This window comes from Larkinella sp. C7, from assembly GCF_006149005.1.
Classification (GTDB): domain Bacteria; phylum Bacteroidota; class Bacteroidia; order Cytophagales; family Spirosomataceae; genus Larkinella.
In genome coordinates this window covers 498,430-522,242 of sequence record NZ_VBSL01000004.1, presented here as the reverse complement: position 1 = coordinate 522,242, position 23,813 = coordinate 498,430, and the positions used below count along the sequence as shown (strand labels likewise).

At 51.4% G+C, this 23,813-nt stretch carries 26 protein-coding genes; 11 read left to right on the top strand and 15 right to left on the bottom strand.

The window, feature by feature from the left end; translation table 11 throughout:
* Positions 1–87 precede the first annotated feature (87 nt).
* Positions 88–1,413, bottom strand: a complete 1,326-nt coding sequence (locus FH871_RS13170) for a dihydrolipoamide acetyltransferase family protein (protein ID WP_138991878.1) — start codon at positions 1,411–1,413, stop codon at positions 88–90.
* An 11-nt stretch (positions 1,414–1,424) separates the two neighbouring features.
* Positions 1,425–2,678, bottom strand: coding sequence for a competence/damage-inducible protein A (locus FH871_RS13165; protein ID WP_138991877.1), 1,254 nt, complete (start codon positions 2,676–2,678; stop codon positions 1,425–1,427).
* Between the two features lie 194 nt (positions 2,679–2,872).
* Between FH871_RS13165 and FH871_RS13160 the strand changes: the two genes are divergently transcribed.
* The 3 genes from FH871_RS13160 to FH871_RS13150 all read left to right on the top strand — a co-directional run bounded on the left by FH871_RS13160 (position 2,873) and on the right by FH871_RS13150 (position 5,440).
* Positions 2,873–3,625: a DUF4197 domain-containing protein gene (locus FH871_RS13160; RefSeq protein ID WP_138991876.1), complete on the top strand. Its 753-nt coding sequence runs from the start codon at positions 2,873–2,875 to the stop codon at positions 3,623–3,625.
* A 164-nt stretch (positions 3,626–3,789) separates the two neighbouring features.
* Positions 3,790–4,140: a gliding motility protein GldC gene (gene gldC / locus FH871_RS13155; protein ID WP_138991875.1), complete on the top strand. Its 351-nt coding sequence runs from the start codon at positions 3,790–3,792 to the stop codon at positions 4,138–4,140.
* A 106-nt stretch (positions 4,141–4,246) separates the two neighbouring features.
* Positions 4,247–5,440 carry a DUF255 domain-containing protein gene (locus FH871_RS13150; protein WP_138991874.1) on the top strand — a complete coding sequence of 398 codons (1,194 nt, stop codon included), beginning with the start codon at positions 4,247–4,249 and terminating at the stop codon, positions 5,438–5,440.
* A 3-nt stretch (positions 5,441–5,443) separates the two neighbouring features.
* On the opposite strand, the gene FH871_RS13145 is transcribed toward FH871_RS13150, so the two are convergent.
* From FH871_RS13145 to FH871_RS13115, 7 genes are all read right to left on the bottom strand, one after another.
* Positions 5,444–5,992 (bottom strand): M48 family metallopeptidase, encoded by a 549-nt coding sequence (locus tag FH871_RS13145; RefSeq protein ID WP_138991873.1) that lies wholly within the window; start codon positions 5,990–5,992, stop codon positions 5,444–5,446.
* Between the two features lie 64 nt (positions 5,993–6,056).
* On the bottom strand, positions 6,057–6,410 hold the full coding sequence (locus FH871_RS13140) for an MmcQ/YjbR family DNA-binding protein (protein ID WP_138991872.1): 354 nt from the start codon (positions 6,408–6,410) through the stop codon (positions 6,057–6,059).
* Entirely contained in the window at positions 6,407–6,595 is a 189-nt protein-coding gene (locus FH871_RS13135) for a DUF6728 family protein (protein WP_114406564.1), read from the bottom strand. The genes FH871_RS13140 and FH871_RS13135 overlap by 4 nt, the downstream gene beginning before the upstream one ends.
* An 85-nt stretch (positions 6,596–6,680) precedes the next feature.
* The gene (gene ispG / locus FH871_RS13130; RefSeq protein ID WP_138991871.1) at positions 6,681–8,702 is read right to left on the bottom strand and encodes a (E)-4-hydroxy-3-methylbut-2-enyl-diphosphate synthase; all 2,022 of its coding nucleotides are present in this window, start codon (positions 8,700–8,702) and stop codon (positions 6,681–6,683) included.
* 154 nt (positions 8,703–8,856) lie between these two features.
* Positions 8,857–9,933: a mevalonate kinase gene (locus FH871_RS13125; RefSeq protein WP_138991870.1), complete on the bottom strand. Its 1,077-nt coding sequence runs from the start codon at positions 9,931–9,933 to the stop codon at positions 8,857–8,859.
* Positions 9,933–11,165 carry a sugar MFS transporter gene (locus tag FH871_RS13120; RefSeq protein ID WP_138991869.1) on the bottom strand — a complete coding sequence of 411 codons (1,233 nt, stop codon included), beginning with the start codon at positions 11,163–11,165 and terminating at the stop codon, positions 9,933–9,935. The genes FH871_RS13125 and FH871_RS13120 overlap by 1 nt, the downstream gene beginning before the upstream one ends.
* Before the next feature lie 119 nt (positions 11,166–11,284).
* Positions 11,285–12,637 carry a Gfo/Idh/MocA family protein gene (locus FH871_RS13115; protein WP_138991868.1) on the bottom strand — a complete coding sequence of 451 codons (1,353 nt, stop codon included), beginning with the start codon at positions 12,635–12,637 and terminating at the stop codon, positions 11,285–11,287.
* A 338-nt stretch (positions 12,638–12,975) separates the two neighbouring features.
* Here FH871_RS13115 and FH871_RS13110 point away from each other — a divergent pair, with 338 nt between their 5' ends.
* Together FH871_RS13110 and folE are read left to right on the top strand one after the other, a co-directional pair.
* On the top strand, positions 12,976–13,392 hold the full coding sequence (locus FH871_RS13110) for a 6-carboxytetrahydropterin synthase (protein ID WP_138991867.1): 417 nt from the start codon (positions 12,976–12,978) through the stop codon (positions 13,390–13,392).
* Positions 13,355–14,089 (top strand): GTP cyclohydrolase I FolE, encoded by a 735-nt coding sequence (gene folE, locus FH871_RS13105; protein ID WP_138991866.1) that lies wholly within the window; start codon positions 13,355–13,357, stop codon positions 14,087–14,089. The genes FH871_RS13110 and folE overlap by 38 nt, the downstream gene beginning before the upstream one ends.
* A gap of 80 nt (positions 14,090–14,169) precedes the next feature.
* On the opposite strand, the gene FH871_RS13100 is transcribed toward folE, so the two are convergent.
* A complete protein-coding gene (locus FH871_RS13100) occupies positions 14,170–15,105 on the bottom strand; it encodes a sugar phosphate isomerase/epimerase (RefSeq protein WP_138991865.1) in 936 nt (311 codons plus the stop codon).
* Between the two features lie 179 nt (positions 15,106–15,284).
* On the opposite strand from FH871_RS13100, the gene FH871_RS13095 reads away from it, so the two are divergent.
* Together FH871_RS13095 and FH871_RS13090 are read left to right on the top strand one after the other, a co-directional pair.
* Entirely contained in the window at positions 15,285–15,488 is a 204-nt protein-coding gene (locus tag FH871_RS13095) for a hypothetical protein (RefSeq protein WP_138991864.1), read from the top strand.
* Positions 15,485–15,832 carry a hypothetical protein gene (locus FH871_RS13090; protein ID WP_138991863.1) on the top strand — a complete coding sequence of 116 codons (348 nt, stop codon included), beginning with the start codon at positions 15,485–15,487 and terminating at the stop codon, positions 15,830–15,832. Before FH871_RS13095 ends, FH871_RS13090 begins: the two co-directional genes overlap by 4 nt.
* Before the next feature lie 220 nt (positions 15,833–16,052).
* On the opposite strand, the gene FH871_RS13085 is transcribed toward FH871_RS13090, so the two are convergent.
* A complete protein-coding gene (locus FH871_RS13085) occupies positions 16,053–17,057 on the bottom strand; it encodes a cation diffusion facilitator family transporter (protein ID WP_138991862.1) in 1,005 nt (334 codons plus the stop codon).
* A gap of 70 nt (positions 17,058–17,127) precedes the next feature.
* Here FH871_RS13085 and FH871_RS13080 point away from each other — a divergent pair, with 70 nt between their 5' ends.
* Positions 17,128–17,676, top strand: coding sequence for an NUDIX hydrolase (locus FH871_RS13080; RefSeq protein WP_138991861.1), 549 nt, complete (start codon positions 17,128–17,130; stop codon positions 17,674–17,676).
* 7 nt (positions 17,677–17,683) lie between these two features.
* Complete coding sequence (locus FH871_RS13075; RefSeq protein WP_138992013.1) at positions 17,684–18,322, top strand: LysE family translocator; 639 nt, start codon at positions 17,684–17,686, stop codon at positions 18,320–18,322.
* Positions 18,323–18,399: 77 nt separating this feature from the next.
* On the opposite strand, the gene FH871_RS13070 is transcribed toward FH871_RS13075, so the two are convergent.
* A complete protein-coding gene (locus FH871_RS13070) occupies positions 18,400–19,971 on the bottom strand; it encodes a GH3 auxin-responsive promoter family protein (protein WP_138991860.1) in 1,572 nt (523 codons plus the stop codon).
* A gap of 12 nt (positions 19,972–19,983) precedes the next feature.
* The gene (gene surE / locus FH871_RS13065; RefSeq protein WP_138991859.1) at positions 19,984–20,835 is read right to left on the bottom strand and encodes a 5'/3'-nucleotidase SurE; all 852 of its coding nucleotides are present in this window, start codon (positions 20,833–20,835) and stop codon (positions 19,984–19,986) included.
* Positions 20,836–20,944: 109 nt separating this feature from the next.
* Here surE and FH871_RS13060 point away from each other — a divergent pair, with 109 nt between their 5' ends.
* The gene (locus FH871_RS13060) at positions 20,945–21,454 is read left to right on the top strand and encodes a GNAT family N-acetyltransferase (protein WP_138991858.1); all 510 of its coding nucleotides are present in this window, start codon (positions 20,945–20,947) and stop codon (positions 21,452–21,454) included.
* Here the strand turns inward: FH871_RS13060 and FH871_RS13055 are convergent.
* Entirely contained in the window at positions 21,437–22,393 is a 957-nt protein-coding gene (locus tag FH871_RS13055) for a rhodanese-related sulfurtransferase (protein WP_138991857.1), read from the bottom strand. The two genes, FH871_RS13060 and FH871_RS13055, sit on opposite strands and share 18 nt — an antisense overlap.
* A gap of 85 nt (positions 22,394–22,478) precedes the next feature.
* Here FH871_RS13055 and FH871_RS13050 point away from each other — a divergent pair, with 85 nt between their 5' ends.
* A complete protein-coding gene (locus FH871_RS13050) occupies positions 22,479–23,090 on the top strand; it encodes a deoxynucleoside kinase (RefSeq protein WP_138991856.1) in 612 nt (203 codons plus the stop codon).
* 5 nt (positions 23,091–23,095) lie between these two features.
* Here the strand turns inward: FH871_RS13050 and FH871_RS13045 are convergent, their stop codons facing one another.
* Positions 23,096–23,713 carry an SOS response-associated peptidase gene (locus FH871_RS13045; RefSeq protein ID WP_138991855.1) on the bottom strand — a complete coding sequence of 206 codons (618 nt, stop codon included), beginning with the start codon at positions 23,711–23,713 and terminating at the stop codon, positions 23,096–23,098.
* Positions 23,714–23,813: the final 100 nt, after the last annotated feature.

Here is a 23,813-nt window from a genome sequence, read left to right as displayed (position 1 = left end):
CTACAACTTTGACAGACCCAAAAACCGTATAAAATGCTTCGCATGGCATTTTTGAGTCCTGAAAGGCATAAATGCCGGGATGAACGGTCAGACAATCTTTCGGTCCGGATCGAACCCTTCCAGGTAATCCGAAACGCGCTTGACAAATTGCCCGCCCAGCGAACCGTCGACCACCCGGTGGTCGTAGCTGTGGGAGATGAACATCTTTTGCCGGACCCCGATCAGATCGCCCTGGGGCGTTTCGATAACCGCCGGTTTTTTCTCAATCGCTCCAAAAGCCATGATGGCCACCTGCGGCTGCACGATAATGGGCGTTCCCATCACATTGCCGAACGTGCCGATGTTGGAAACCGTGTAGGTGCCGTTGGCCAGGTCGTCGGCGGTGAGTTTATTCTCTCTCGCACGACGGCTCAGGTCGTTCACTTTCCGGGTCAAACCAACCAGATTATACTGATCGGCATTGTGAATGACCGGCACAATGAGATTACCGCTCGGCAGCGCCACGGCCATGCCAACATTGATGGCTTTTTTAACGATGATCGTATCGCCATCCACGGAAACATTAATCATTGGGAAGTCTCGAATGGCTTTTACAACGGCTTCGATCAGGAGGGGCGTGTAGGTGATGTTTTCGCCGTACTGTTGCTGAAACGCCGTCTTGTTGCGTTCGCGCCATTGCACCAGAACCGTCATGTCGGTTTCGACAAACGAAGACACGTGGGGCGCAATCCGCTTCGATTCGACCATCCGTTCGGCAATCATCTTCCGCATCCGATCCATCTGAATGATGTCGTTCTGGCCGGTGATGGAAGCGGCTTTGGGAAACGAAGAACCTGTCGAAACCGGTTCGCTTTTCCGTTTTTCAACGTACGCCAGAATATCGTTTTTGGTGATGCGGTTCTCAGCACCTGTACCCTTGATCGACGCCAGTTCAGCCTGAGAAATTCCTTCGGCCTTGACAATACTTAACACCAGGGGCGAATAAAAACGGTTGTTTTCGGCTACAGCGGTTTCGGCATCGGTCCGGATTTCCGGATTGCGCACCGAAATTTGCGAAATGTCGTCTTCGAGTTTAGCCGCCACGCTGGCTACGTCCTGCTCCTCGGTTTCTCCGAATGGGTGCGATAGCGGTGCCGGGACAGCCGACTCATCCTGGGCAATCTCCCCGGCATGTTCGACTTCAATGCGGGCCACCGGGCTGCCAATGGCCACAACATCACCATCGTTTACCAGAATTTCTTTGAGAATACCGGCATGGGAAGAGGGCACCTCGGTGTCCACTTTGTCGGTGGCCACTTCCAGAAGCGAGTCGTCGGCTTCAATGCGGTCGCCGGGCTTTTTGAGCCAGGAAATGATCGTACATTCTACAATACTTTCGCCCATTTTGGGCATAACCATGTCAACAAGTGCCATTGGCAGTGAGTTTATTTTTCTTCCAGCAACGTTTGCCGGAGAAGGTTTAAGACTTGAACCGACGTGTTCTGAATATTCTGCTCGCGGTAAGGCCCCAGTTTCAGCAAGCGGGCGACGGTCTGTTTTTCGGTCGAACAGGCAATCCAGATCGTACCAACTGGTTTTTCGGGGGTTCCACCGTCGGGGCCGGCAATCCCGCTGGTGGCAATACCGACGTTGGCACCCAGCCTCGTTCGAACGCCTTCCGCCATCTCCCGCACGGTTTGTTCACTGACCGCGCCGAACTGGCTCAGGGTCTCCGGTTGAACACCCAACTGGTTGACCTTAACGGTATTGCTGTAACTGACTACCCCGCCGACAAAATACCGGGACGAACCGGCGTATTTGGTCATCTGACTTGCCACAAAACCGCCCGTGCAGCTTTCGGCGGTAGCCAGCATCCAGTTTCTTTCGGACAACAACTGCGCCACTTTCGTTTCCAGTTCATCGTCGTCATACCCAAACACAAAAGGCTGGATCAACGGCAGAACGGCTTCGACCTGTTCATCGATTTCCTGTTTCAGCACCACCGGATCGCTGCCGGTTCCGGTGAGCCGCAGCCGCACCTGGCCAAAATGGGGCAGGTAGGCCAGTTTGATGTGTGCGGGCAGCGCATCTTCCCAGTTGGCAATTGTTTCGGCCAGAAAAGACTCGCCGATTCCCACCGTCCGAATCATTTTATGAACGATCGTCGGCGTTTCAAACTGGTTTTGCAACATCGGAATGATCCGATATTGCATGAGGTTCTTCATTTCAAACGGTACGCCCGGCAGGGAGACATAAATGGTTTCATTTTCATTGAACCACATGCCCGGCGCGGTTCCCCAGTCATTCGGCACGTAAGTACAGTTGAGGGGCAGATCGGCCTGTTTGGCGTTTATTTCGGTAATCGAACGGCCCCGGCTTTCAAAGAACTTCGTCACAAACGCCAGTGCTTCGGGATTTCGTTCGAGGGTCGTATTAAAATACTCGCAAATCGTGACTTTCGTAATGTCATCCTTGGTGGGGCCGAGACCACCAGTCAGAATGACCAGATCGGCGCGTTCGGTCGCTTCTTTCAGGATGTTCAGAATGGCTTCTTTCTGATCGCCAACCGACGATTTTCGGACGGTCCGGATTCCGATTTTTGTCAATTCCGCCCCAATCCATTGGGTGTTGGTATCGGTAATTTGTCCAAACAGTATTTCGTCACCAATCGTTATAATTTCGGCCAGGATGGGTTTCATGAAAAAAAATCTACAAGTTTTTGTGGCTCGACCCTTTACTTTTTATCAGTTTTGCTGTCTTATAGAGAAAGGCCGATTGACAAACTAACAGCAGAACGCTGTCTTTCGAGCCAAAAATACGTAAAAAAACGGTTTATCTTTTGCCGACCAGCCATCGGCGAACGTTTCACAAAGAGAATCAACCTGAGAAGCACATGAAAAAAACAGTCCTTTTTGCCCTCTTGCTTGCCGGTTATTCCGGTGCCGCAATGGCCCAGTCCGATTCAACCCAACCGAAAAAGAAGGGTATCTTCGGACAAATTCTGGATAAAGTAGGCGATGTCGCTTCGGGCGGAAGCTCATCCAATGATGAAATTGCCAATGGATTGAAAGAAGCCCTCCGGATCGGGATCAGCAAAGGCTCCGATCAGGCTTCGGCGGTGGATGGATATTACAAAAACACGCTGATCAAGATTCTGATGCCGCCGGAAGCCCAGAAGGTGGAATCGGCCCTGCGGAAACTCGGCATGGGAAAACAGGTCGATCAGTTTATCATGTCGCTCAACCGTTCGGCGGAAGATGCGGCCAAAAAGGCGAAACCCATTTTTCTGAATGCGCTGACGTCGATGAGCATTCAGGATGCCGTCGGTATTTTACGGGGGCAGGACAATGCGGCCACGCAATACCTGAAGCGTACCACGTCGGACCAGTTGATGGCGGCTTTTACGCCGGTGATCGACAGCACGTTGAAAAAAAACAACGCCACCCGCTATTACGGGGATCTGGTTCGTACGTATAACAAATTGCCCATCGCAACCACGAAAGTCAATCCGGATCTGACCAATTATGCCGCCACGAAAGCCGTTGACGGTATTTTTACGCTGGTTGCCCAGGAAGAGAAACAAATCCGCGAAAATCCGGCGGCTCGCGTCACCGATTTGTTGAAGAAGGTGTTTGGTCAGCAGTAAACCTAAATTTAGAGGTTTTTTGGTTTTGAATCGTCGGGGTAGGATTGCAAATCCGTCCCACAAATGGTTACCTTTGAAGTCTTAAAACTCCGCTGGGGGCGGGATCGTTGTTTGACGACTCCGCCTGGGTTGGCGGAGTTTTTTACTGTACTGAAAAGCAAACGATGAAAAAATCAGAAATCAATTTTGCGGTTGAATTAGACGACCACAATATCCCCGAAAAAATTTTCTGGAACGCGACCGATAATCCCAATGAAGGACTGAGTGATACCAAGGCGGTGGTGGTGTCGGTATGGGATCATTACAACCAGGGAACGCTGCGGCTGAATCTGTGGACCAAAGACATGGCCGTGACCGACATGAAGCGGTTTTGCGTGGAAGTGCTCGGCAGCCTCGCCGACACCATCGTGACGGCCACGGGCGACCAGTCGATGGCCGACCAGATCGACAACCTCTGCCGGGCCTTGAGCAAAAAAGTAGAGGAAGAATACCGCGAGCAGCAGAAGCAGTCGTAGCAATTTCGAGTTTATGTTTAGGATTTATCATGGGCTAGTGAACACATCAGAATGCGTTAGCCAACGATAAATCCTAAACCATAAGCCATACATTAATGCCTTGGTTATGAGAATTTTAAGTGCCTTTTTAATAGTTGTTTGGCTGACGATCGGTTTGGCCGTTGGGCAGGGGGTGCAGTTTCGGAAGGAGCCATTGACGGCGGTTTTGAGTGCGGCCCGAAAAGCCAAAAAGCCGGTTTTTGTGGAAGTGTATTCGGAAACCTGCCACGTTTGCCAGAGTTTTATTCCCACGTTTGCGAACAAAACCGTAGGGAAATTCTACAACACTCGCTTCGTTAGTACCAAAATCGATATTTCTGACAAGAGTACCATCGCTTTTCTGGATAAAAACCGCCTGTTTGTTCCCTCCCTGCCGCTGTTTTTGTATTTTAATTCGCAGGGAGACCTCATTCACATGGCGATGAGTAACAACTCGACGGATGAGGTGATTCGACACGGAACCACCGCACTCAATCCGGAAATCCGGTCGTCGGCCATGCGGAAACGGTTTGAAGATGGGGAGCGCTCCCCAAATTTCCTGATCGATTACGGGATGTATGCGCGGGTGACGCGTGACACGGTGACGAACATCCGGGTGATGAACGAGTATGCCACCCGGCAAGCCGCCAATACGTATGCGAACCCAACGAACTGGCTCGTGTTGCAGAAGCTGATTCTGGACGTCGACAACCCGCTTTTTCAGTACATGATCGGCCACCTCGATCAATTTATCAAACCCAACGGCGCGGAGCAGGTCAAAACGGTGGCGGAGAATATTCTCATGTCTTCGTTATACAGCAGCCGGGGAAATCAGTATCCGGCCGCTAAAATCATCACCATTCGTAACCAGCTTCAGCAAGTGGGTATCGACGGACGCGTCGCCAGCAACCGCACGCTGCTGCCCGAAATCAACGCGTATTTTCGGGCGGGTCAGGCCACCAAAGCCGCTTCCCGAATGGACGATCACATTGCCCAGAACCAGTTCTCAACGCCGGAATACCTGTATGTGATTCGGTTATTCAACCGGAAAAGCCCGGATGCCAGCGATGCGCCGACGGTAGCCCGTTGGGCCAACAGAGCCATTCCGCAGGCAAAAAGCCCCGCCGAGCAGGCTGATTTGTATTTTGAACTGGCTGAGGTCTATCGCCGGGGTGGGAAAACCGCCGAGGGGTTGAAAGCTGCGCAAAAGTCACTGGAGATGGCGAAAGCCGCCAAAATCGATACGAAGCGGAATACGGAGCAGATTAGCCGATTAAAATAACCGTCAGGAATAAATGACGTTCGAGAACGGCGGTTGTTTCAGCAGATACGCCGAATTTTCGTCACCCAGCTCGATGGCCCGGATCAGGTCTTTCTGGGCCGGACCATACTGGTCGAGCTGCATCCGGGCCAATGCCCGCCAGCGAATGGCGTCGGGTTGCTGCCCCCGGAAATACCAGACCGCTTTGTCAAACTCCTTGAAAGCTTCACCAAACTGATTCAGTTGGTACAGAGCGATACCTTTGTCCAGATACGAATCGGGAATGGTATTGTCCAGGCTGAGGGCAATCGTCAGATCGAAAAGGGCCGAATACGCATTTTCATTCCGCAGGTGGCATTTGCCCCGGTAGGCAAACGCCAGGGACGATTTGGGGTGTTGTTTAACGGCCTGATCGAAGTAGGCAAACGCTTCATCATAGCGGTGGAACTGGACGAGCGTGATGCCCTCGGCAAACCGAAGACGGTCTTTTTCCGCCTGCGTGTCATGGTCGATCACGAAATACCGAACAACCAGGTAGAAAATAAAGAAGAATCCTATCAGCGCAACTTCCATAACCTGAAGCTTTCAGAAAACTACTGTAAACTAGCTGAAAAACCGGGTTTTTGCAACCCGTTTCCTATTTTTCCAATTCCTGCCGAACCGATTTGGGTAGACTGGCAACAATCAGTTCGTAGGAATGATCGATCCATTTTTTCAGATCACTTTCCCGAACCGTTCCGTCGATGATAACGGTATTCCAGTGTACTTTATTCATGTGATAACCGGGCCGAACTGAATCGTATTGCTCGCGCAACTCGACGGCCAGTTCGGGGTTGCATTTCAGATTGACCGACAGCGGGCGGGCATCCAGCGACGTCAAGGCGAACACCTTGCCGCCAACCTTAAAAACCAGCGTATCTTCACCGAAGGGGAATGACTCGTTGGCGCCGGGTTTGCTCAGGCAGTAAGTGCGCAGCGTTTCAATGTTCATCGCATAATGGCTCTGACAATCATCACAATCAGACAGAACAGAAACATGATGATGGAAATCCGGTTGATCCCGTGCATCATGCGAATGTTGGTGTTCGTCGGGCGACTGGGGTCCGGTTTCTGAAAAACCCGGTAGAAATACCGGAAAACGTCACCCAACTTGAAATAATCTCCTATTTTGGACATAATATTTTTAGTGAAGAGTTATGAGTGAGGAATTAAGAATTGATGGTCAAGTGATTTGGTTAACTCTTCACTCTTAATTCTTAATTTATAACTCAGATTCCGGTTCATTCCAGCGGCCATCTTCCTTAATCAATTCAATCAGTTCATCGACGGCGCGTTCGGCGGTGACCGACTTTTTGATCACCTGCTGACCCCGGTACAACGAAATTTTATCTTTCCCGATTCCAACGTAACCATAGTCGGCGTCGGCCATCTCGCCGGGTCCGTTGACGATGCAGCCCATGATGCCGATTTTGATGCCTTTCAGGTGATCGGTGCGTTTACGGATCATTGCCGTGGTTTCCTGCAAATCGAACAACGTTCGTCCGCAGGAAGGGCAGGAGATGTATTCCGTCTTCGACATCCGGGTCCGTGCCGCCTGCAAAATGCCAAATGCCGTCGAATTGTACCGGTTTGCGGTCTCCAGGCGCTCTTCGGGTGAGAGATCGGGGAGTAAATCGGTCGCCAGCCAGGCACCATCGCCCAGGCCATCGACCAGCAAACCGCCGATGTCCGTGGCGGCATAGAGTTGCAAAGAATCGCCCTGACTTTCTGGGAAACTCCTCTGGTTAACGACCGGGCAGGCAATTCCGCGGTTGATCAACTCTACATACAATCGTCGGAGTTCGGCCATCGCGTGGGTATTTTCCGTTCGAACCACCAGCACCACGTGTTGATCTTCACTGAGCGCATTAGCCAGGTCATCCGAAAAGTCACCCAGTTGGGTCACAACAAAATTGAGAAGCGGGTGCAAACCGCCCGGTTTTTGCCGACTGCTCAGGTAGGTACTTGTGTCAAGCAAGGGAAATGTATGAACCTGATCAGTGGCGGAAAGCCAGACCGCATAATCCAGAATTTCTTTCAAGCCGTTGGGTAACATAAACGAAGCGGGCTGCGAACCGGTGTAGAGGTAATCGGCACCCAGGTCGTTCATCCGCCATTTGTCGGGAACGGGCAGGTAAAAGTGGCCGATGGGCCGGAGTTGCTCGTGGTGGGTGACCGGTATTTCGGAATAATCGGCAATCACGCGCGGTACGTTGACCCCACCGAAATTGGCCACTTCGCGGGTTTTCCGCCGGGTATACTGATACGGATGAATGGGATAGTGCCGGATTTCCGGAATCGGGCTGTGGCCCGCCCGTTTTGCATAGCGGTCGATGAGTGCCTGCGCCACCGGGGCTTCCAGTTCGGGATCTTCCGTCAGGGAAACCCGGACGGTATCGCCCAGGCCATCTTCCAGCAGTGTGCCAATGCCGACAGCCGATTTGATCCGGCCATCTTCCGCTTCCCCCGCTTCGGTAACGCCCAGATGCAGCGGATACGGTTTTAAGCCTTCCGCATCCAGCCGCTGAACCAACAGGCGGTAGGCTTCCACCATGACCTGCGGATTGCTGGATTTCATCGATAGGACGATGCTGTGGTAGTTTTCATCGTCGCAAATCCGCAGAAATTCTAAAGCTGATTCCACCATGCCGAGGGGCGTATCGCCGTAGCGACTCAGAATCCGGTCCGACAGCGAACCGTGGTTGGTGCCAATCCGCATGGCCGTGCCGTATTCCTTGCAAATCCGGATCAGGGGCAGGAATTTGGCCCGAATCCGTTCCAGTTCGGCGGCATAGGACGCGTCGGTGTACTCGATGACTTCAAACCGCTTCCGGTCGGCATAATTGCCGGGATTGATCCGGACTTTTTCGACGATGCGGGCGGCCAGTTCAGCGGCATTGGGTGTAAAATGAATATCAGCGACGAGGGGTGTTGTGTAGCCCCGGGCGCGTAGTTCCTTGCGGATGTTTTCGAGATTTTGGGCTTCCTTGACGCTGGGTGCCGTAATCCGGATGTATTCGCAGCCCGCTTCGATCATTTTGATCGACTGCTCGACCGAACCCAGGGTGTTCATGGTGTCGATGGTGGTCATCGACTGAACCCGGATGGGAAAATCAGAGCCCAGTGGGACGTTGCCGATGGGAACCGTGATGGTTTTGCGACGGGAATATCCGGTTAAGGAGTTGCAATAGAGTGCCGGTTTTTCGGCGGGTGGTATTAAAGACGGTGTTGCGAAGTCAAGCATGGCCTAAACAGCGAGTGCGGAAGAGGATACAAAGGTACAAAACCGGCGCGTTTTCCCCGCAAAAGCTAGTAATAGAACCCGCTTTTCTCCGAAATTGTTCATTTCGGAAAGTTAGAAAATTAGATCTATATACATTGATAATCAGTCGGTTATTCTATTCTTCGACCTTGGTGCCTTCGTCTACCCGAATAATAAAGGCCGCACCCCCCTGGCGTTCAATGGCTTCGGCGACGGCTCCGGCATGGCCGGGTGCGTAGGCAAACATACACCCACCGCCACCCGAACCGTTGATTTTGCCACCCAGCGCCCCGGCATTCAAAGCCGCTTCGAGCATCCGGTCGATTTTAGGCGTTGAAATGCGTTGGGCATCCCGCAGATTGGCGTGGTGGCGATTGAGTAAGTTGCCAAGCCGGATGTGATCCAGATCGGCTGATTCCAGCACCTGCCGGGCTTCGCGAAGGAGATCGCGGTTCGAAACCGTGCCTTCCAGCAGCGTATTTTCTCCGCCCGATAAAAAAGGGCGGTAGTCGTCAAGTTCCAGGACATCCGTGGTATGGAGCGAAAATTCCGGGTTGACGGCTTTGATTTTCTGAATAATTTCGTTGACGCCGGTCCGCAGCCGACCCAGAATATCCAGCGTATCTTTGGCTTCCAGCGAGTCGCCCAGCACGAAAGCACCGAGTTTGGGCCGTAACTCCTCAATTTCAATGTGCGGTTCCGACTCCAGGTAAATCACATCGCCGATGGCGGTGGAATAATGATCCATCATGCCGCCCGGTTCGCCAAATTCAAGCACTTCGGCCTCATTGGCCAGATTGCCAATTTCCTGCCGACTCAGCAACCGCGGACGGTCACTCAGGCGCATCAGAAAATGCAGCCAGGAAGCCACCAGGGCCGATGAACTCGACGTACCGGAATTGATCGGGATGTTTCCGTGAACTTCACATTCCACACCCTTTGAAAACCGGTAACCGTGTTTTAACAGAATATTGTAGCTGCTCCGAAAATAATCGCGCGGTTTGGTATACACCAGACTGGCGTCGGATAGCTCGAATTCTTCCCACTCATTAACATCCGGCAGGTTAATCACCACTTTCCGATCCGCCCGGTGCGAACCGGTAATCCGGATTCGCCGGTTGATGGCTGCGGCAATGACGGGTAGCCCCAGGTAATCCAGATGTTCGCCGAACAAACAGATTCTGCCGGGGGTGGAAACGCTTAATTGGCTCATTACCAGGTGTGTTTTTTGCTTCCTGCCAGCGCGTAATACAAGATGTAGCTTAGCAGGGGCAGAATCATGGCGTACGCTAATTTTGGACTAACGGCGTCGGTCAGATAACCGTGCAGCAGGGGCAGTAGCGCACCCCCGGAAATACCCATAATGAGCAAAGCTGAGCCTAATTTGGTGAATTTACCCAGCCGGTCGAGCGACAAAGGCCAGAGGGCCGGCCAGATCGGTGCGATGGCAAAACCCAGGAGCGCGATGCACAAAACGGACGTAAACCCGTCGGTCAGCAAAGCGCCTACGGTCAGAACCAAACCGAGACTCGTGCCAATGATGAGTGATTTCTGCTGCGAAAGGAAACGCGGAATGAGGATGATGCCCAGGATGTAACCGCCGAGCATACCGTTGAGTGTATAGGCCGTAAAGTATTTGGCTTCGTCATTGGTAAAGCCCAGCGCAACGCCGTAGTTGATGATGGTGTCGCCCGAAATGACTTCGACCCCTACGTAGCAAAAGATAGCCAGAACGCCCAGTACAAGGTTGGCATGTTGCCACACGCTATCTGTAGTTAATGGCTTGACTGTTATTGCTTTATCTTCTTCCTGCTCTTCGGATACTTCGGGTAAAGTAGAGAAGCGGATCAGCATGGCGAGCACCACCAAAACGCCCGTCAGAATCAAATACGGCGTAACTACTTTGTTCAGCGATTCTTCGGCCGAAATGACATTGGCACCCGTCAACAGCAAACCGCCAAAGATAAACTGGCTGATAATCCCGGCTAATTTGTTGGCGACACCCATAAAGCTGATCCGTTGTGCCGCACTTTCGCGGGGGCCAAGGATGGTCACGTAAGGATTGGAAGCCGTTTGCAGAACCGTTAAGCCGATTCCGATCAGGAACAAACCGACCAGGAATAGCGGATACGAAACCGCCTTGGCAGCCGGTATGAACGTGATGGTGCCGATGGCCATAATGATCAGACCCAGCGACATCCCGTTTTTGAATCCTGTTTTCTTAAGCAGCCAGGACGACGGAATCGCCATGAGCGTGTAGGAAATGAAAAACGCCGACACCACCAAGTTGGAGCCCACGGTGCTGAGCTGAAATGCCTGTTTGAAAAAGGTAATGAGCACCCCATTGACCCAGGTGACAAATCCGAAAATGAAAAATAACATGCCGACAATGAGCAGTGGCCCAAGGTAGCTATTGGTTGAATTCCGGGTTGCAGTCGGAGTCATTTTTTGAGAAGTTTGGAGAAATTGAGAACGAGCCTGCAATATAACACGCAGTCGTTCAATATATTTTAAATTTTTTTATTAATTAAGAATTTTATTCTGATTATCGGGCCGTTACCGAATTAATAATCATCCGTTAAGGCAAAAATGGGCTTATTCGTCTTCCATTTGCCGCGCGTAAAGTCCGGAATTTCAATCGGTTTGCTGCCTTTGGCGATGGATTCTTCCGAAAGCGGACTGATGGCGCTCCAAACCGCTGCGTCATACACGTCGATTGGGGGCGGCACTTTCCGTTTGACCGACTCGATGAAAGCCCGGATCACGAAAAAGTCGATTCCACCGTGGCCCGCATTTTCGGCGGTTTGGGCGTGACGCTTCCAGATCGGGTGATCATATTGGTCCTGGTAGGCTTTGAAAGGCTCCCACTGGTGCGGTTTGGCGCTTTTTCCTTCAATATAAATGGTTTTGCCATCGTCCATCCAGATGCCCTGGGTGCCCTGCGCCCGAAAACCCAGTGAATAGGGGCGGGGTGAGTTCGTATCGTGCATGATGACGATGTTCTCGCCATTCGCACAGTTGATGACGGTCGTAACAATATCACCCAGCTTGAAATTCACTTTGGCGTTCGGGTGATTGGCTCCGCCTTTGTCCACCACGAATTTGTGCAGACTCCGGGCTTTGGTGGCAGTAGACGTCAGGTAGGTAAACCGGTTGCCGCGATTGATGTCCAGCCAGTGAGCGACTGGCCCTAAACCGTGAGTCGGATACAGATCACCGTTGCGGTCAACGGAGTGTTGGGTCCGCCAGCGGGCTTCAGAATAGCCTTTGGCTCCGAATTCTACCCCTTCTTTGCCCATACCACCGTTAAATTTGACGGTTCGCAAATCGTGCTGGTATCCGCAGTGGGCATACAGCATTTCGCCAAACAGACCCTGACGAATCATGTTCAAAACCGCCATGACATCGCGCCGGTAGCAGACGTTTTCCAGAATCATGCAGGGCATTCCGCTTTTTTCCGACGCTTCAATCAGATCCCAGGATTCTTTCAGGGTAACCGTCGCCGATACCTCGACCCCCGCGTATTTACCGGCTTTCATCGTGGCCACCGACATCGGAACGTGCCATTCCCAGGGGGTAGCAATCACGACGCCGTCGATGTCATCACGTTTGAGCATGTTCAGAAAATCTTCGTCCGATTTGCCAAAAACCGCCGGCTCGGGTCGTCCGGCTTTGCTGATCATGGCCTTGGTGCGGTTGATCGCATCGGGATCAATGTCGCAAATGGCCGTGATGGCCACATCGTTCCGGTAAATGGCCTGATCGACGTGGCTACGGCCCCGGCCACCCACACCGATAAAAGCCAGCCGGACTTTTTGGTCCTGAGCGGGGGCACCGGTCAGAATGTTGGGAAATAAATGGGCGGAGGAAACGGTTGCGGCCGCAGAACGCAAAAAATGACGTCGATTCGTTTTCAATGGAATTGGGTCGTTAAGGAATAGTTTGGGACCAAGCCGTAAAAAAAAGCAAAATATCGGTAGAGCCAAAAAAATGACGGGATTACTTGCGTTTTTATCCAAGGAGATGCCCACAGTTGATTCCGGAAGGCTTAATAATTTCTTAAAATCGCCGGTATATACGTATGAACCAAATCAGAAACCGGGCTGTTATCCCTGCGAAACTGACTGAAATTGCTTCCTGAAGGCGGACAATCCCACCGCTTGACGGCTCAAATGTGTTGCAGACATCCTTTCTGACGACATTTTGGTCGAGAATTAGTATCAATCGAAAAATCCGGGCGACCGGTTCTGACAGAATGGACAAAAAACGGGTAGCGGTGTTCCGCAAAGAACACTTCAACGCGGCTCATCGTCTCCACAATCCGGAATGGTCGGATGAAGAGAACAAACGGGTTTTTGGCAAGTGCAATAATCCTCATTATCACGGCCACAATTATGAGCTGATTGTTCAGGTTATCGGCGAAGTTGACCCCGTCACGGGTTTCGTCATGGACATGAAATTGCTCAGTGATTTGATCAAAGACCGCGTTACGGACCGGTTTGATCACAAAAACCTCAATTTAGACACGGAAGAATTTAAAACCCTCAATCCCTCTGCCGAACATATTGCCATTGTTATTTACGATTCGCTGCGCAGCCAGCTAGATTCATCTCTGGATTTGAAAATCAGACTCTATGAAACCGAACGGAACTTCGTTGAATACCCGGTCTAACGGCCATCATCCTGCTTATGACCTGCTTCATGACATTACGGTCGATGAAATAGGTGATGACCACGTGGCGTCTTCCATCGAAACTCCGTTGCGTGATGATGCCTTTGACTTGAGTGATGAGGCAAAAATGGACCTGATCGAAGGCCATTTTCGGCACATTATGAACATTTTGGGGCTGGATTTAACCGATGACAGCCTGAAAGGAACACCCCGGCGCGTCGCTAAAATGTACGTGAAGGAAATTTTCAGCGGTCTCGACCCGGCGAAAAAACCGCAGGCGGCCCTGTTTGAAAACAAATACCAGTACAATGAAATGCTCGTTGAAAAGGGCATCACCGTTCATTCGCACTGCGAACACCATTTTGTCCCGATCATCGGCCGCGCCCACGTGGCCTATATTTCGAGTGGTAAAGTGATTGGCTTGTCCAAACTGAACCGCATTGTGCAGTATTTCGCCAAACGTCCCCAGGTGCAGGAGCGATTGACGGTGCAGATTGCCAATGAGTTGAAAACCGTGCTGGAGACCGAAGATGTGGCGGTGGTGATCGACGCCCGGCACCTGTGCGTTTCGATGCGCGGGGTTCAGGATGTCAACAGCTCGACGGTTACGGTGCATTACGGCGGCAAATTCAAGTCCGATGAAGCCACCCGGCAGGAATTCCTGCGCCACGTGAGCGAACCAACCGCTGCTTTGTAGTTAAAAGTTATGAGTTAAGAATTAAGAGTTTATGGCACACGTACGCATTTAACTCTTAATTCTTAACTCATAATCCTTACCTAAACTAGCGTCCCTACGCGCTCCAGGAGCGCTTTTGTTTTTTTGATGCCTTCGTATTCGCTCAGGGTTGAGCCTTCGTATTCGATTCCGGCGATGCCTTTGAAACCGCTGTCTTTCACGATTTTCATCATGCGCATGTAGTCGGTGTCCGTACAGTTGCCGCTGGCGTCGAAATCGTGCGTTTTGGCACTGACGCCCTTGGCGAACGGCATCATTTCACCCACGCCCTTGTAGCGGTCGTATTCTTCCACACACTTGCCGCCCCACTCGGAATTGTCGCTGCGTTTGATGCAGAAATTACCGAAATCGGGCAAAATTCCGACGTTTTTCATGTTGACCTGCTTCATGACGCCCGTCAGCCACTGGCCGTTGGACGAGTAACTGCCGTGGTTTTCGACAATCACGTTGATGTTCATGGTTTTGGCAAATTCGCCCAGTTTTCCCAGTCCTTCCACGGCGGCTTTGGCCACTTCTTCTGCCGTTCCTTTGCCAAAGGCATTGACCCGGATGGTTTTACAGCCCAGCGTTTTGGCGCATTCGACCCAGGGCTTGTGTTTTTCAACGGCTTCATTGCGTTTGGCTGCATCGGTTTCGCCCAGGTAGCCCTCGCCGTCGATCATAATCAGGTGATTCCGAACCCCGTTGTCCTTGCAGCGCATCATCAATTCTTTCAGATAGGTCGCATCCTGCGCCTTGTCCTTGAAAAACTGGTTGACGTATTCGACGATATCGATGCCAAATTCATTTTTAGCGAGGGCCGGGAAGTCCAGATTCGTAATTTTTTTCTCGTTGAACAACGCCTTGTGCAGGGACCATTCGGCCAGCGAAATCTCGAAGAACGGTTTTTTGGCAGCGGCTTCGGCCAGAGCGGGAAGAGCAGACGCCGTGGCGGTCAGAACGCTGAGTTGTTTTAAAAAGGAGCGACGCGAAGTCATAGGTTAATCGTTTTAAATGGGTTAATCACGAAACTGGTAAGAAAGTGAGGAAAGATACTAAAAAAGCTTGGTTTATCGGATTCCTGAACGATACCCTTACCACGCCTGACGGGCGGGATGGCCGTATGGTCTTGTGAACGAATCGGTTATATTTGTCACATACTAAACGCCTGTCCACGATGTCAATTCTTACCTATCCAAAAATTGAGGAATATCAGTTGCCTCACAAAAATATTCTGGTCATCAGTTGTATCGACCTGCGATTGACCGACAACCTGCTTCATTTCCTTCACCACGATAATCTGCACAATCGGTATGATCATTTTGCGCTGGCTGGTACGTCGCCCATGAACACCGGCATCGCTTCGATCCCAAAGCGTTGAAAAACTATGATCATTTCAAACCCTGGAAGACAACGCTTGACCACCACCTGGAAATAGCCGTCAAGTTGCACGATATCCAGGATGTGTACATAATAGAACACGAAGATTGTGGGGCATACAAGGAATTTCTGATTGATGGGACTGGGGTGTTCAGTTCCCGGGATGAGGAATTCCAGTGTCACAAAGAGTTTGCCTTGACGCTTGCCAGGGAGATTCATACTAAACCGTTTCCAAAGAAAATGATCAAGGGAAGGAAAATTGTGCTGCAGAATCACCCGCTCAACGTCCATTGTTTTTTTATTGATTTGCGGGGAAATGTCAGGCTGATGGACAGTTTAACCTAAAAAATGATCCCTCGAAGACTGCCAGTACCAAACCAGAACGTCTTGTAAAGGAAAAAGGCCCTCAGCAGCGTGTGCGGGGGCCTTTTTAACCGAGATATGAATACAACCTGAATTAAGTATCTCATTTGAGCACTAAATTCTCACCGAAAATTACAAAAAAGTTGATAACGGCCAACTTTTTTAATCGGATTTTGTAAAATTTTTTTGAAAAAGAACCGCATCAATTCGGCTCGGCTTCCGTGGCAAAGTGTTTTTGGTTGGTCGAAATATTGGCAATCGTCCATTCCACATCACCGGAGAACGCATGAGCCCGAACCGGACAGTCGGCAATGCGGCAATAGTGGCAACATTCCGGCAAACACGGATCGACGTGAATGAAAATTTCCACTTCCGTGTCGATTTCCCGCTTCAGCACCTCTTCAAACTCGTGAACTTCCTGGTGAACCTGCGCCAGCGTCCAGTAATAAGGCAACGTCAAATGGCAGTCGATGTGCAGATCGGCCCCATACCGCTGCACGCGGGTGTTGTGAATATCGATCCAGTTGCTGCGCTTGTGCTGATTCAGAATATCCAGAATGCGTTGCAAAAGGGCCAGGTCGGTTTCGTCCATCAGACCCGCCACCGAGTGCCGGATCAGGCCAAGACCGTTGAAAATGATTACCCCCGACAGAATGAGCGACAACAGGCCGTCGAACCACGTCAACCCGGTGAGCCAGATAAGACCAATGCCCACCACCACGATCAAACTACTCAGGCTATCGACCAGCAGGTGACGACCGTCGGCAATGAGTGTGATTGAACGGGTAACCCGTCCGTTTCGGATCAGCAGCCAGCCCACCAGTGCGTTGGCCACCGTGGTCAGGGCGATTAGCACAACGCCCCAGTCCAGGTTTGTGATAGGTTGTGGGTTCGAAAAGGATTGAATGGCCTGAAAAATGATGAAAAGCCCCGCTGAAAGAATTAATGCCCCTTCAAAACCGGAGGAGAAAAACTCAATTTTACCGTGGCCATACGGGTGATTTCGGTCGCGGGGCTGGCCGGATAGGTAAATGCTATAGAGGGCAAACCCGCTGGCAATCACGTTGATAATGGATTCGAGAGCATCCGTCAAAACCGCCGTGGACGACGTCAGCCACCAGGCCGTGAATTTGAGAATCATCAATGCCACACTCAGTCCCAATGAGATCGACATCCACTTGTATTTGATTCGCTGACTGGGTTGCATGGAGCCATTGGCTGGTTTGTAGCCTGCAAAGGTAGCAAACTGTAAAGGATTTCTCTTTACATTTGCTGGTATGGAGTTTACGGAAAATCCCTGGAAAACGCTTGCATCAACAGTTGTGTATGACAACAACTGGTTGAAAATCAGACACGAAGAGGTGGTTACGCCCGCCAACACCCCCGGCATTTACGGGGTGGTCAGTTTTAAGAATAAAGCCGTGGTCGTCGTACCCATCGATCAGGACGGCTATACTTACCTGGTAGGCCAGTACCGCTATCCACTCGAGGAGTATTCCTGGGAGGTGCCCGAAGGCGGTGCTCCCATTGGCACGGATTTGCTGGAATCGGCCCGGCGCGAACTGAAGGAAGAAACCGGTCTGGAAGCTGAAAAGTGGACGATGATCGGCCGCATTCACACCTCCAATTCGGCCACCGACGAAGAGGGCTTTCTGTACATCGCGGAGGAACTGACTCAGGGAGCGCACGAACCGGAAGAAACGGAACAATTGCAAATCCGGCGGGTTTCCTTAGCGGACGCCGTGGAGATGGTGATGAACAGTGAAATTACCGATGCCCTCAGCGTCTGCGCCCTGCTGAAAGTAGCGCGGTTGAAACAGATCTGATCGCATGATGATTGAAGCTATTTTCTACGGTTTTATTGCGGGTATTCTGCTTTGCCTGACGTTCGGAACCGTATTTTTTTCCCTGATGCAAAATAGTGTCGACAATGGCTACCGGTCGGGCATCAAGATCGCATTTGGCGTGGTGGTTTGCGATGCCATTTTTGTCGTCTGTGCCTTGTTCGGTACGGCTTTTTTGCCCAAAATAGACGGTTTCGAGTTCTATCTAACGCTGTTTGGTGTGATTCTTTTAATGGCGATGGGGGTTGCCAACCTCTTTAAAGGGACCCCCCGGCTGGCTTATCCGAAAACCCGTTTCGGCAATTTTCTCTATTACTTCACAACGGGGTTTGTCCTGAATGCCATCAATCCGATCAATTTTATAACCTGGGTTACGCTGGCAGCTTACCTGACCAATTCGCTGCACTACAGCCACCAGGAACGCTACGGTTTTATGATCGCCAGTCTGGTCAGTATCTTCCTGACCGAATCGGCACTGGCGGTTTTTGCCCACAAACTGAAGCGGTTTTTTACGCCCAAAGTCGTGCTGATCTTCAACCGGGTCACCGGAGTCGTCTTTATTTTTATCTCCCTGCAACTGGCCTGGACCCGGCTATACGATCCGCTGATTGCGATGTTGAAGCAATAACCAAATTTAACCCCGTCCGCGATTCTAACCGCTGTCAGGGTCTTCGACCGCTGATGGGGTTAGAATCGCGGACGGGGTTATGTCCGCGCTGCACTCACTTCGATGCCCTGCGTTTTCAGAAAACCTTCCCAGTCGGAGATCATATTTTTCTTCAAAACCCGCGGAAATTTGTTCTGACCGCCCATTTTCCCCTTGGCTTCCATCCACTTGTAAAAGGTCGTGGCGGGCAAAACGGTTACAAACACATCCTTGAGAGCATGTCGACGTTCTACGGCGTAATCATCGTTCAGTTCTTTCAATTTGGCGTCGATGAGGTTTTTCAACACCGTCTCATCGACCGGGTCGTTGGTGCCAATGTACCAGTGGTGGGCAAAAAGGGTATCGTGGGAAATACCGGCTACCGTAAACTCCCGCACATCGATGTTGAGTTCCTGCGAAGCCAGCTCGACGGCTTTGTTCATGTTATCCACCGACAGGTGTTCACCGCAAAGGCTCAGGAAGTGCTTGGTTCGTCCGGTGATGACGATCTCGCTGTGTTTTTTGGAAACGAACTTGATCGTATCACCGATCAGATACCGCCAGGCTCCCGAACAGGTCGAGATCAACAGGGCGTATTCCTTGCCTTCCTCCACTTCGTCGATCATGAGCGCCTGGGGTTTGTCGATGACCTCGCCGTCGGCATTGAAATTTTCGTCGTTGAAAGGGATAAATTCGAAGAAAATGCCGTTGTCGAGCACCAACTGCATGCCTTCCGCATTGGGGTGCGTCTGGTAGGCAATAAAGCCCTCCGACGCCAGATACGTTTCGATGTAGGTGATCGGACGGGCCAGCAGGTGCTCAAAACCGTGCCGATACGGTTCGAACGACACCCCGCCGTGGCAGAACACCATCAGATTCGGCCAGATGTCGTGAATGGTTTTGACCTTGTAATGGGCAATGATTTTCTCCATCAGCAACTGAATCCAGGCCGGAACGCCCACCACAAAACCGATGTCCCACTGGCTCGCCTGTTCCGTAATTTCGTCCAGTTTCAACGCCCAGTCGCGTTCCTGCGCAATTTCTTTACCCGGTTTATAAAACTGCTGGAACCAGAACGGAATCTGGCTGGCCGTAATCCCGCTCAAATCGCCTTCAAAATGGTTGTCGCGGTAATTCAGCGTTGTGCTGCCGCCCAGCATCAGAAAGCCTTTTTCGTAAAGTTGTGAGGGCAGGTGCTGGTAGCGACCCAGGCTCAGAATCTGCCGGATGCTGGTTTTCTGAATCGCCTTCGACATGGTTTTTGTAACGGGAATGTATTTGGAAGCTGCTTCCGAGGTGCCGGAACTCAGCGCAAAATACTTGACCCGACCCGGCCAGCAGACGTTTTTCTCGCCGTTGATCGACCGTTGCCACCAGTCTTTGTAAATCTTGTTGTAATCGTAAATGGGAACGATCTCCCGAAATTTTTTATAGAATGCCTTTTCGTCTTCAAAAAAGGCGGCATTCTCAATGTCTTCAAACTGAAAAGCCTGTCCAAATTGCGTGTAACGCGCTTTCCCGATCAGCTTGACAAAGGTTTTCTTCTGTAATTTGAGGGCATTCAATTTCTTTCGCCGAACCACGTTGGTCAGCGAAATCCCCCGTTTCAATAAGCTTCCTAATAAGGCCATAGGGCAAAATCGTTAGGATTGTTGTTTACCGGTTTCGATCAGTTCATTCGGTTCAACGGGCGCGGGCGCCGGGATGGCCGGATTCCGTTCGTTGATGTTCCAGGATTTCATGGTTTCAATGATCTTGTAATCCGTCAGGTCCAGCTGGCAGGGAACCACCGACGTGCAGTTTTGCGATAGCGCATATTCGTCGGTATCCTCCCCGGTATCGTCATTGACAAATTTCCCGGACATCCAGAAATAGCTCCGGCCGTAGGGGTCCTGGCGTTGGTCGAACTCTTCCTGCCAGCGCGCATCGGCCTGTCGACAGATCCGGATTTCCTGCAAAGGCTGGTCCGATTTGGCCGGGAAATTGACATTCAGCGTAACGCCTTTGGGAATACCGTGTTCAAGGGCATGTCCGGCAATTTTCAGAATATGGTCGTGCGTATGCGAAAAATCGGGTTCGTGGGCGTAATCACAGAGCGAAAAACCGATCGCGGGAATGCCCTCAATGGCGGCTTCGATGGCCGCCGACATGGTTCCCGAATACAGCACACTGATGGATGTATTGCTGCCGTGGTTGATGCCGCTGACGACCAGATCCGGGCTGCGGTCTTTCAATACAAAATGTTTCGCCAGCTTGACACAATCGGCGGGCGTTCCGGAGCATTCGTAGGCGGGTATTCCCGGATATAGATCGACTTCGTTTAAGCGCAGGGGGGAGGCAATCGTGATCGCATGACCCATGCCCGACTGTGGGCTGTTGGGTGCAACCACCACAACGTCACCCAGTTGTTTCATCAAACCCACCAGCGTTCGAATGCCGTGGGCGGTAATGCCATCATCGTTTGTGACTAGAATAAGCGGTTTTTGTTCCGACATGGTACTTCGTTTTGCGTGTTTACTGGAAGCCAAAGGTAAGGGTTTCGGCTCTTTTCCCGCTGGTCTCCCATCTTTTCCGTTAATTTTGTACGGCTAAACCGTAAACTACATGTCACTCGAGTTCAAAACTGCAACGCTTTCCGACATCGAATCCATCATTGCCCTGCAGGAACAAATCTGGGAGCCGACCTACCGCGCCATTCTCGACCAGGAACAGATTACCTATATGTTTCAGGCCATTTATTCACAGGAGGCCCTCCGGGAGCAAATGACCATCGAAAAACAGGAGTTTATTCTGGCCTTTTCCGATCAGAAGTTGACTGGTTTTGCCGCGTTCTCGCGCAATGAAGCCGACATAGAGCGGTTTAAGTTACACAAAATCTACGTATTGCCGACCGAACAGGGCAAGGGAACCGGACGACTTTTGCTGGAGGAAGTCATCCGCCGGTGCCTTTCGGCGGGCGGAAACCGCCTGTATCTGAACGTAAACCGATATAACAAAGCCCGGCAATTCTACGAACGGCTGGGCTTTGAAGTGGTCCGGGAAGAAAATATTCCGATTGGGCCGTACTGGATGAATGACTTTGTTCTCGAAAAACCGTTAGTGACTCAGGGTTGATTGCTGACTCCGGTAGCCCAGCAGGGGCGAGTACCCCCGGGTTTCTTTCGCGTAATAGCCGGTGCCGTCGTAGGGGCGCAGGGCCGGATCGTTTTTGCAGGCATCCGCGCAGGTTCCCTGGTGTTCGTCTCCACACGCTTCGCAGAGCGTCACGTGGTTGTTGCAGGCCGGGCTGGCGCAGTTGATCATCCGGTCGGTGTGCGTTCCGCAACGGTAGCAGGTTGAAATCACCACCGGGTTCACCTGGTTGACATCCACGGCAACGCGGTTATCGAACACGTAACACTTGCCGTCGAAGTCTTCACCGCCTTCTTCAATGCCGTATTTGATGATGCCACCGTGAAGTTGGTAGACGTTCTCGAATCCCTGATCGAGCAGGTAGGCACTGGCTTTTTCGCACTTGATGCCGCCCGTGCAATACGTAATGATTTTTTTGTTTTTCAGGTGTTTGATTTCGTCCAGGTGCTGCGGCAGTTCCCGCAGATTCTCCATGTCGAACGTAATCGCGCCTTTGAATTTGCCGACGGAATGTTCGTAATTGGACCGCATGTCGATCAGCACCACGTCTTCATCGTCCTTCATCTGCCGGAATTCATTCGGTTCGAGGTGAATGCCGGTTTTGACGCGCGGGTCCACGGGCAGGTCGGAATTGACGATCTCGTCTTTCAGCCGCACATTCAGTTTCTGAAACGCGTGGCTGGCGTAATCATCGACCTTAAATTCCAGGCTTTCAAACCGCGGATCGGATTTCACTATCCGCATGTATTCGTCACAATCGGCGGGCAGTCCCGACACCGTACCGTTCAGTCCCTCGGGTGCAATGATGATTCGGCCCAATAAATTGAGCCGGATGCACAGCCGGTGGTGTTCATCCCGAAACTGCTCCGGGTTTTCAATGGTTGTATAGCAGTAATATAATAAAACGCGATAGGGCTTCATAACACAAACAATTCCTGTCACTGGTTTACACACAAAGATACAAAAAGTATCCCTGACGTCCACGTTTGGGTAACTGATGAACGCTATGCACATCGCGATAACCGGAAATATCGGGGCCGGAAAAACGACACTGGCCCATTTATTGGGCAATCATTATGGCTGGGAAGTCCTGAAAGAAGCCGTCGAAGATAACCCGTATCTGGTGGATTTCTACGAGGATATGGGGCGCTGGTCGTTCAACCTCCAGATCTATTTTCTGAACAGCCGGTTTGAGCAGATGCTGACGATCAATACCGGAAACCGGTCGGTGGTGCAGGACCGGACGATTTACGAAGATGCCTCCATTTTTGCCCGCAACCTGCACGAGAGCGGTTTGATGAGTCCGCGCGATTATCAGACGTACCGCCGGGTGTTTGAGAACATGCTGGAACTGGTTCGTCCGCCGGATCTGATGATTTACCTGCGCGCGGGGATTCCCAAGCTGCGGGAGCAGATCCGCAAGCGGGGCCGGGACTATGAGCGGTCCATCAGCCCGGCGTATCTGGCGAATTTAAACCGGTATTACGAAGCGTTTACGGCCGACTACACCGCCGGAAAATTGCTGGTGATCGATGTAAACGAGCTGGATTATGTGAACCATCCGGATGATTTGCGGGCGATTATTGAGCGGATTGACCGGGTGTTGGGATTAAACTAAAGCCATCAGGCTAGCACCTTCGCTTCCATCAGCCCGTCGTCCAGTGGCTGCATCAGCTCCTTGATTTCGGCCTTGGTCAGCTCCGGGTCAAGCCAGCGCCGTTCTTCTACGCGGCTCAAAATGAGGGGCATGCGCTTTTTGGTATTGTGAATGTATTCCATGAGCGGGTTGGCCTTCGTGGTCACGATCGAGAACGTCGGCCGGTTTTTCCAGACCGAATAAATGCAGCCCAGGGCAAACGGTTTTTGATCCGTCAGGGTGATGTAATACGGAATTTTCTGTTTCCCTTCGTGGCGCCATTCGTAAAAACCGTCGATCAGCAGCAGGCAGCGTTTCGAGCCGATGCTATCCCGAAAAGACGGTTTTTCGAAGATCGAATCTTCCCTGGCATTGAGGGTCATGTTGGCCAGTTCGGCCGCTTGCTCTTCCCGGGCCCAGGCCGGTAATAATCCCCATTGAAAAAGCTGGATTTCCTGCGGATTTTCCTGCGTAATAACGGGCAACAGCGGATGAGTAAAACCGGAAATTTTTCCGACTGGAACGTACGAATCCGGATAATGAGAGATTTTATTCAATTTTGCCAATTCGACCAGTTCAGCCAGGGCATTGACGGAATAACACATGGAAAAATCAGTTGTTGAGCATTCGTAAGATACAACATTTCTCGGTGATAAGGAAGAGAATGCCGGGCCACAGGATGGAATAGTAGGTGGAGAAGATTAA

Excerpts from the sequence above, each read along its gene's own strand:
- FH871_RS13170 (WP_138991878.1), bottom strand. The coding sequence starts at position 1,413 with ATGGCACTTGTTGACATGGTTATGCCCAAAATGGGCGAAAGTATTGTA.
- FH871_RS13165 (WP_138991877.1), bottom strand. The coding sequence starts at position 2,678 with ATGAAACCCATCCTGGCCGAAATTATAACGATTGGTGACGAAATACTG.
- FH871_RS13160 (WP_138991876.1), top strand. The coding sequence starts at position 2,873 with ATGAAAAAAACAGTCCTTTTTGCCCTCTTGCTTGCCGGTTATTCCGGT.
- gldC (WP_138991875.1), top strand. The coding sequence starts at position 3,790 with ATGAAAAAATCAGAAATCAATTTTGCGGTTGAATTAGACGACCACAAT.
- FH871_RS13150 (WP_138991874.1), top strand. The coding sequence starts at position 4,247 with ATGAGAATTTTAAGTGCCTTTTTAATAGTTGTTTGGCTGACGATCGGT.
- FH871_RS13145 (WP_138991873.1), bottom strand. The coding sequence starts at position 5,992 with ATGGAAGTTGCGCTGATAGGATTCTTCTTTATTTTCTACCTGGTTGTT.
- FH871_RS13140 (WP_138991872.1), bottom strand. The coding sequence starts at position 6,410 with ATGAACATTGAAACGCTGCGCACTTACTGCCTGAGCAAACCCGGCGCC.
- FH871_RS13135 (WP_114406564.1), bottom strand. The coding sequence starts at position 6,595 with ATGTCCAAAATAGGAGATTATTTCAAGTTGGGTGACGTTTTCCGGTAT.
- ispG (WP_138991871.1), bottom strand. The coding sequence starts at position 8,702 with ATGCTTGACTTCGCAACACCGTCTTTAATACCACCCGCCGAAAAACCG.
- FH871_RS13125 (WP_138991870.1), bottom strand. The coding sequence starts at position 9,933 with ATGAGCCAATTAAGCGTTTCCACCCCCGGCAGAATCTGTTTGTTCGGC.
- FH871_RS13120 (WP_138991869.1), bottom strand. The coding sequence starts at position 11,165 with ATGACTCCGACTGCAACCCGGAATTCAACCAATAGCTACCTTGGGCCA.
- FH871_RS13110 (WP_138991867.1), top strand. The coding sequence starts at position 12,976 with ATGGACAAAAAACGGGTAGCGGTGTTCCGCAAAGAACACTTCAACGCG.
- folE (WP_138991866.1), top strand. The coding sequence starts at position 13,355 with ATGAAACCGAACGGAACTTCGTTGAATACCCGGTCTAACGGCCATCAT.
- FH871_RS13100 (WP_138991865.1), bottom strand. The coding sequence starts at position 15,105 with ATGACTTCGCGTCGCTCCTTTTTAAAACAACTCAGCGTTCTGACCGCC.
- FH871_RS13095 (WP_138991864.1), top strand. The coding sequence starts at position 15,285 with ATGTCAATTCTTACCTATCCAAAAATTGAGGAATATCAGTTGCCTCAC.
- FH871_RS13085 (WP_138991862.1), bottom strand. The coding sequence starts at position 17,057 with ATGCAACCCAGTCAGCGAATCAAATACAAGTGGATGTCGATCTCATTG.
- FH871_RS13080 (WP_138991861.1), top strand. The coding sequence starts at position 17,128 with ATGGAGTTTACGGAAAATCCCTGGAAAACGCTTGCATCAACAGTTGTG.
- FH871_RS13075 (WP_138992013.1), top strand. The coding sequence starts at position 17,684 with ATGATTGAAGCTATTTTCTACGGTTTTATTGCGGGTATTCTGCTTTGC.
- FH871_RS13070 (WP_138991860.1), bottom strand. The coding sequence starts at position 19,971 with ATGGCCTTATTAGGAAGCTTATTGAAACGGGGGATTTCGCTGACCAAC.
- surE (WP_138991859.1), bottom strand. The coding sequence starts at position 20,835 with ATGTCGGAACAAAAACCGCTTATTCTAGTCACAAACGATGATGGCATT.
- FH871_RS13060 (WP_138991858.1), top strand. The coding sequence starts at position 20,945 with ATGTCACTCGAGTTCAAAACTGCAACGCTTTCCGACATCGAATCCATC.
- FH871_RS13055 (WP_138991857.1), bottom strand. The coding sequence starts at position 22,393 with ATGAAGCCCTATCGCGTTTTATTATATTACTGCTATACAACCATTGAA.
- FH871_RS13050 (WP_138991856.1), top strand. The coding sequence starts at position 22,479 with ATGCACATCGCGATAACCGGAAATATCGGGGCCGGAAAAACGACACTG.
- FH871_RS13045 (WP_138991855.1), bottom strand. The coding sequence starts at position 23,713 with ATGTGTTATTCCGTCAATGCCCTGGCTGAACTGGTCGAATTGGCAAAA.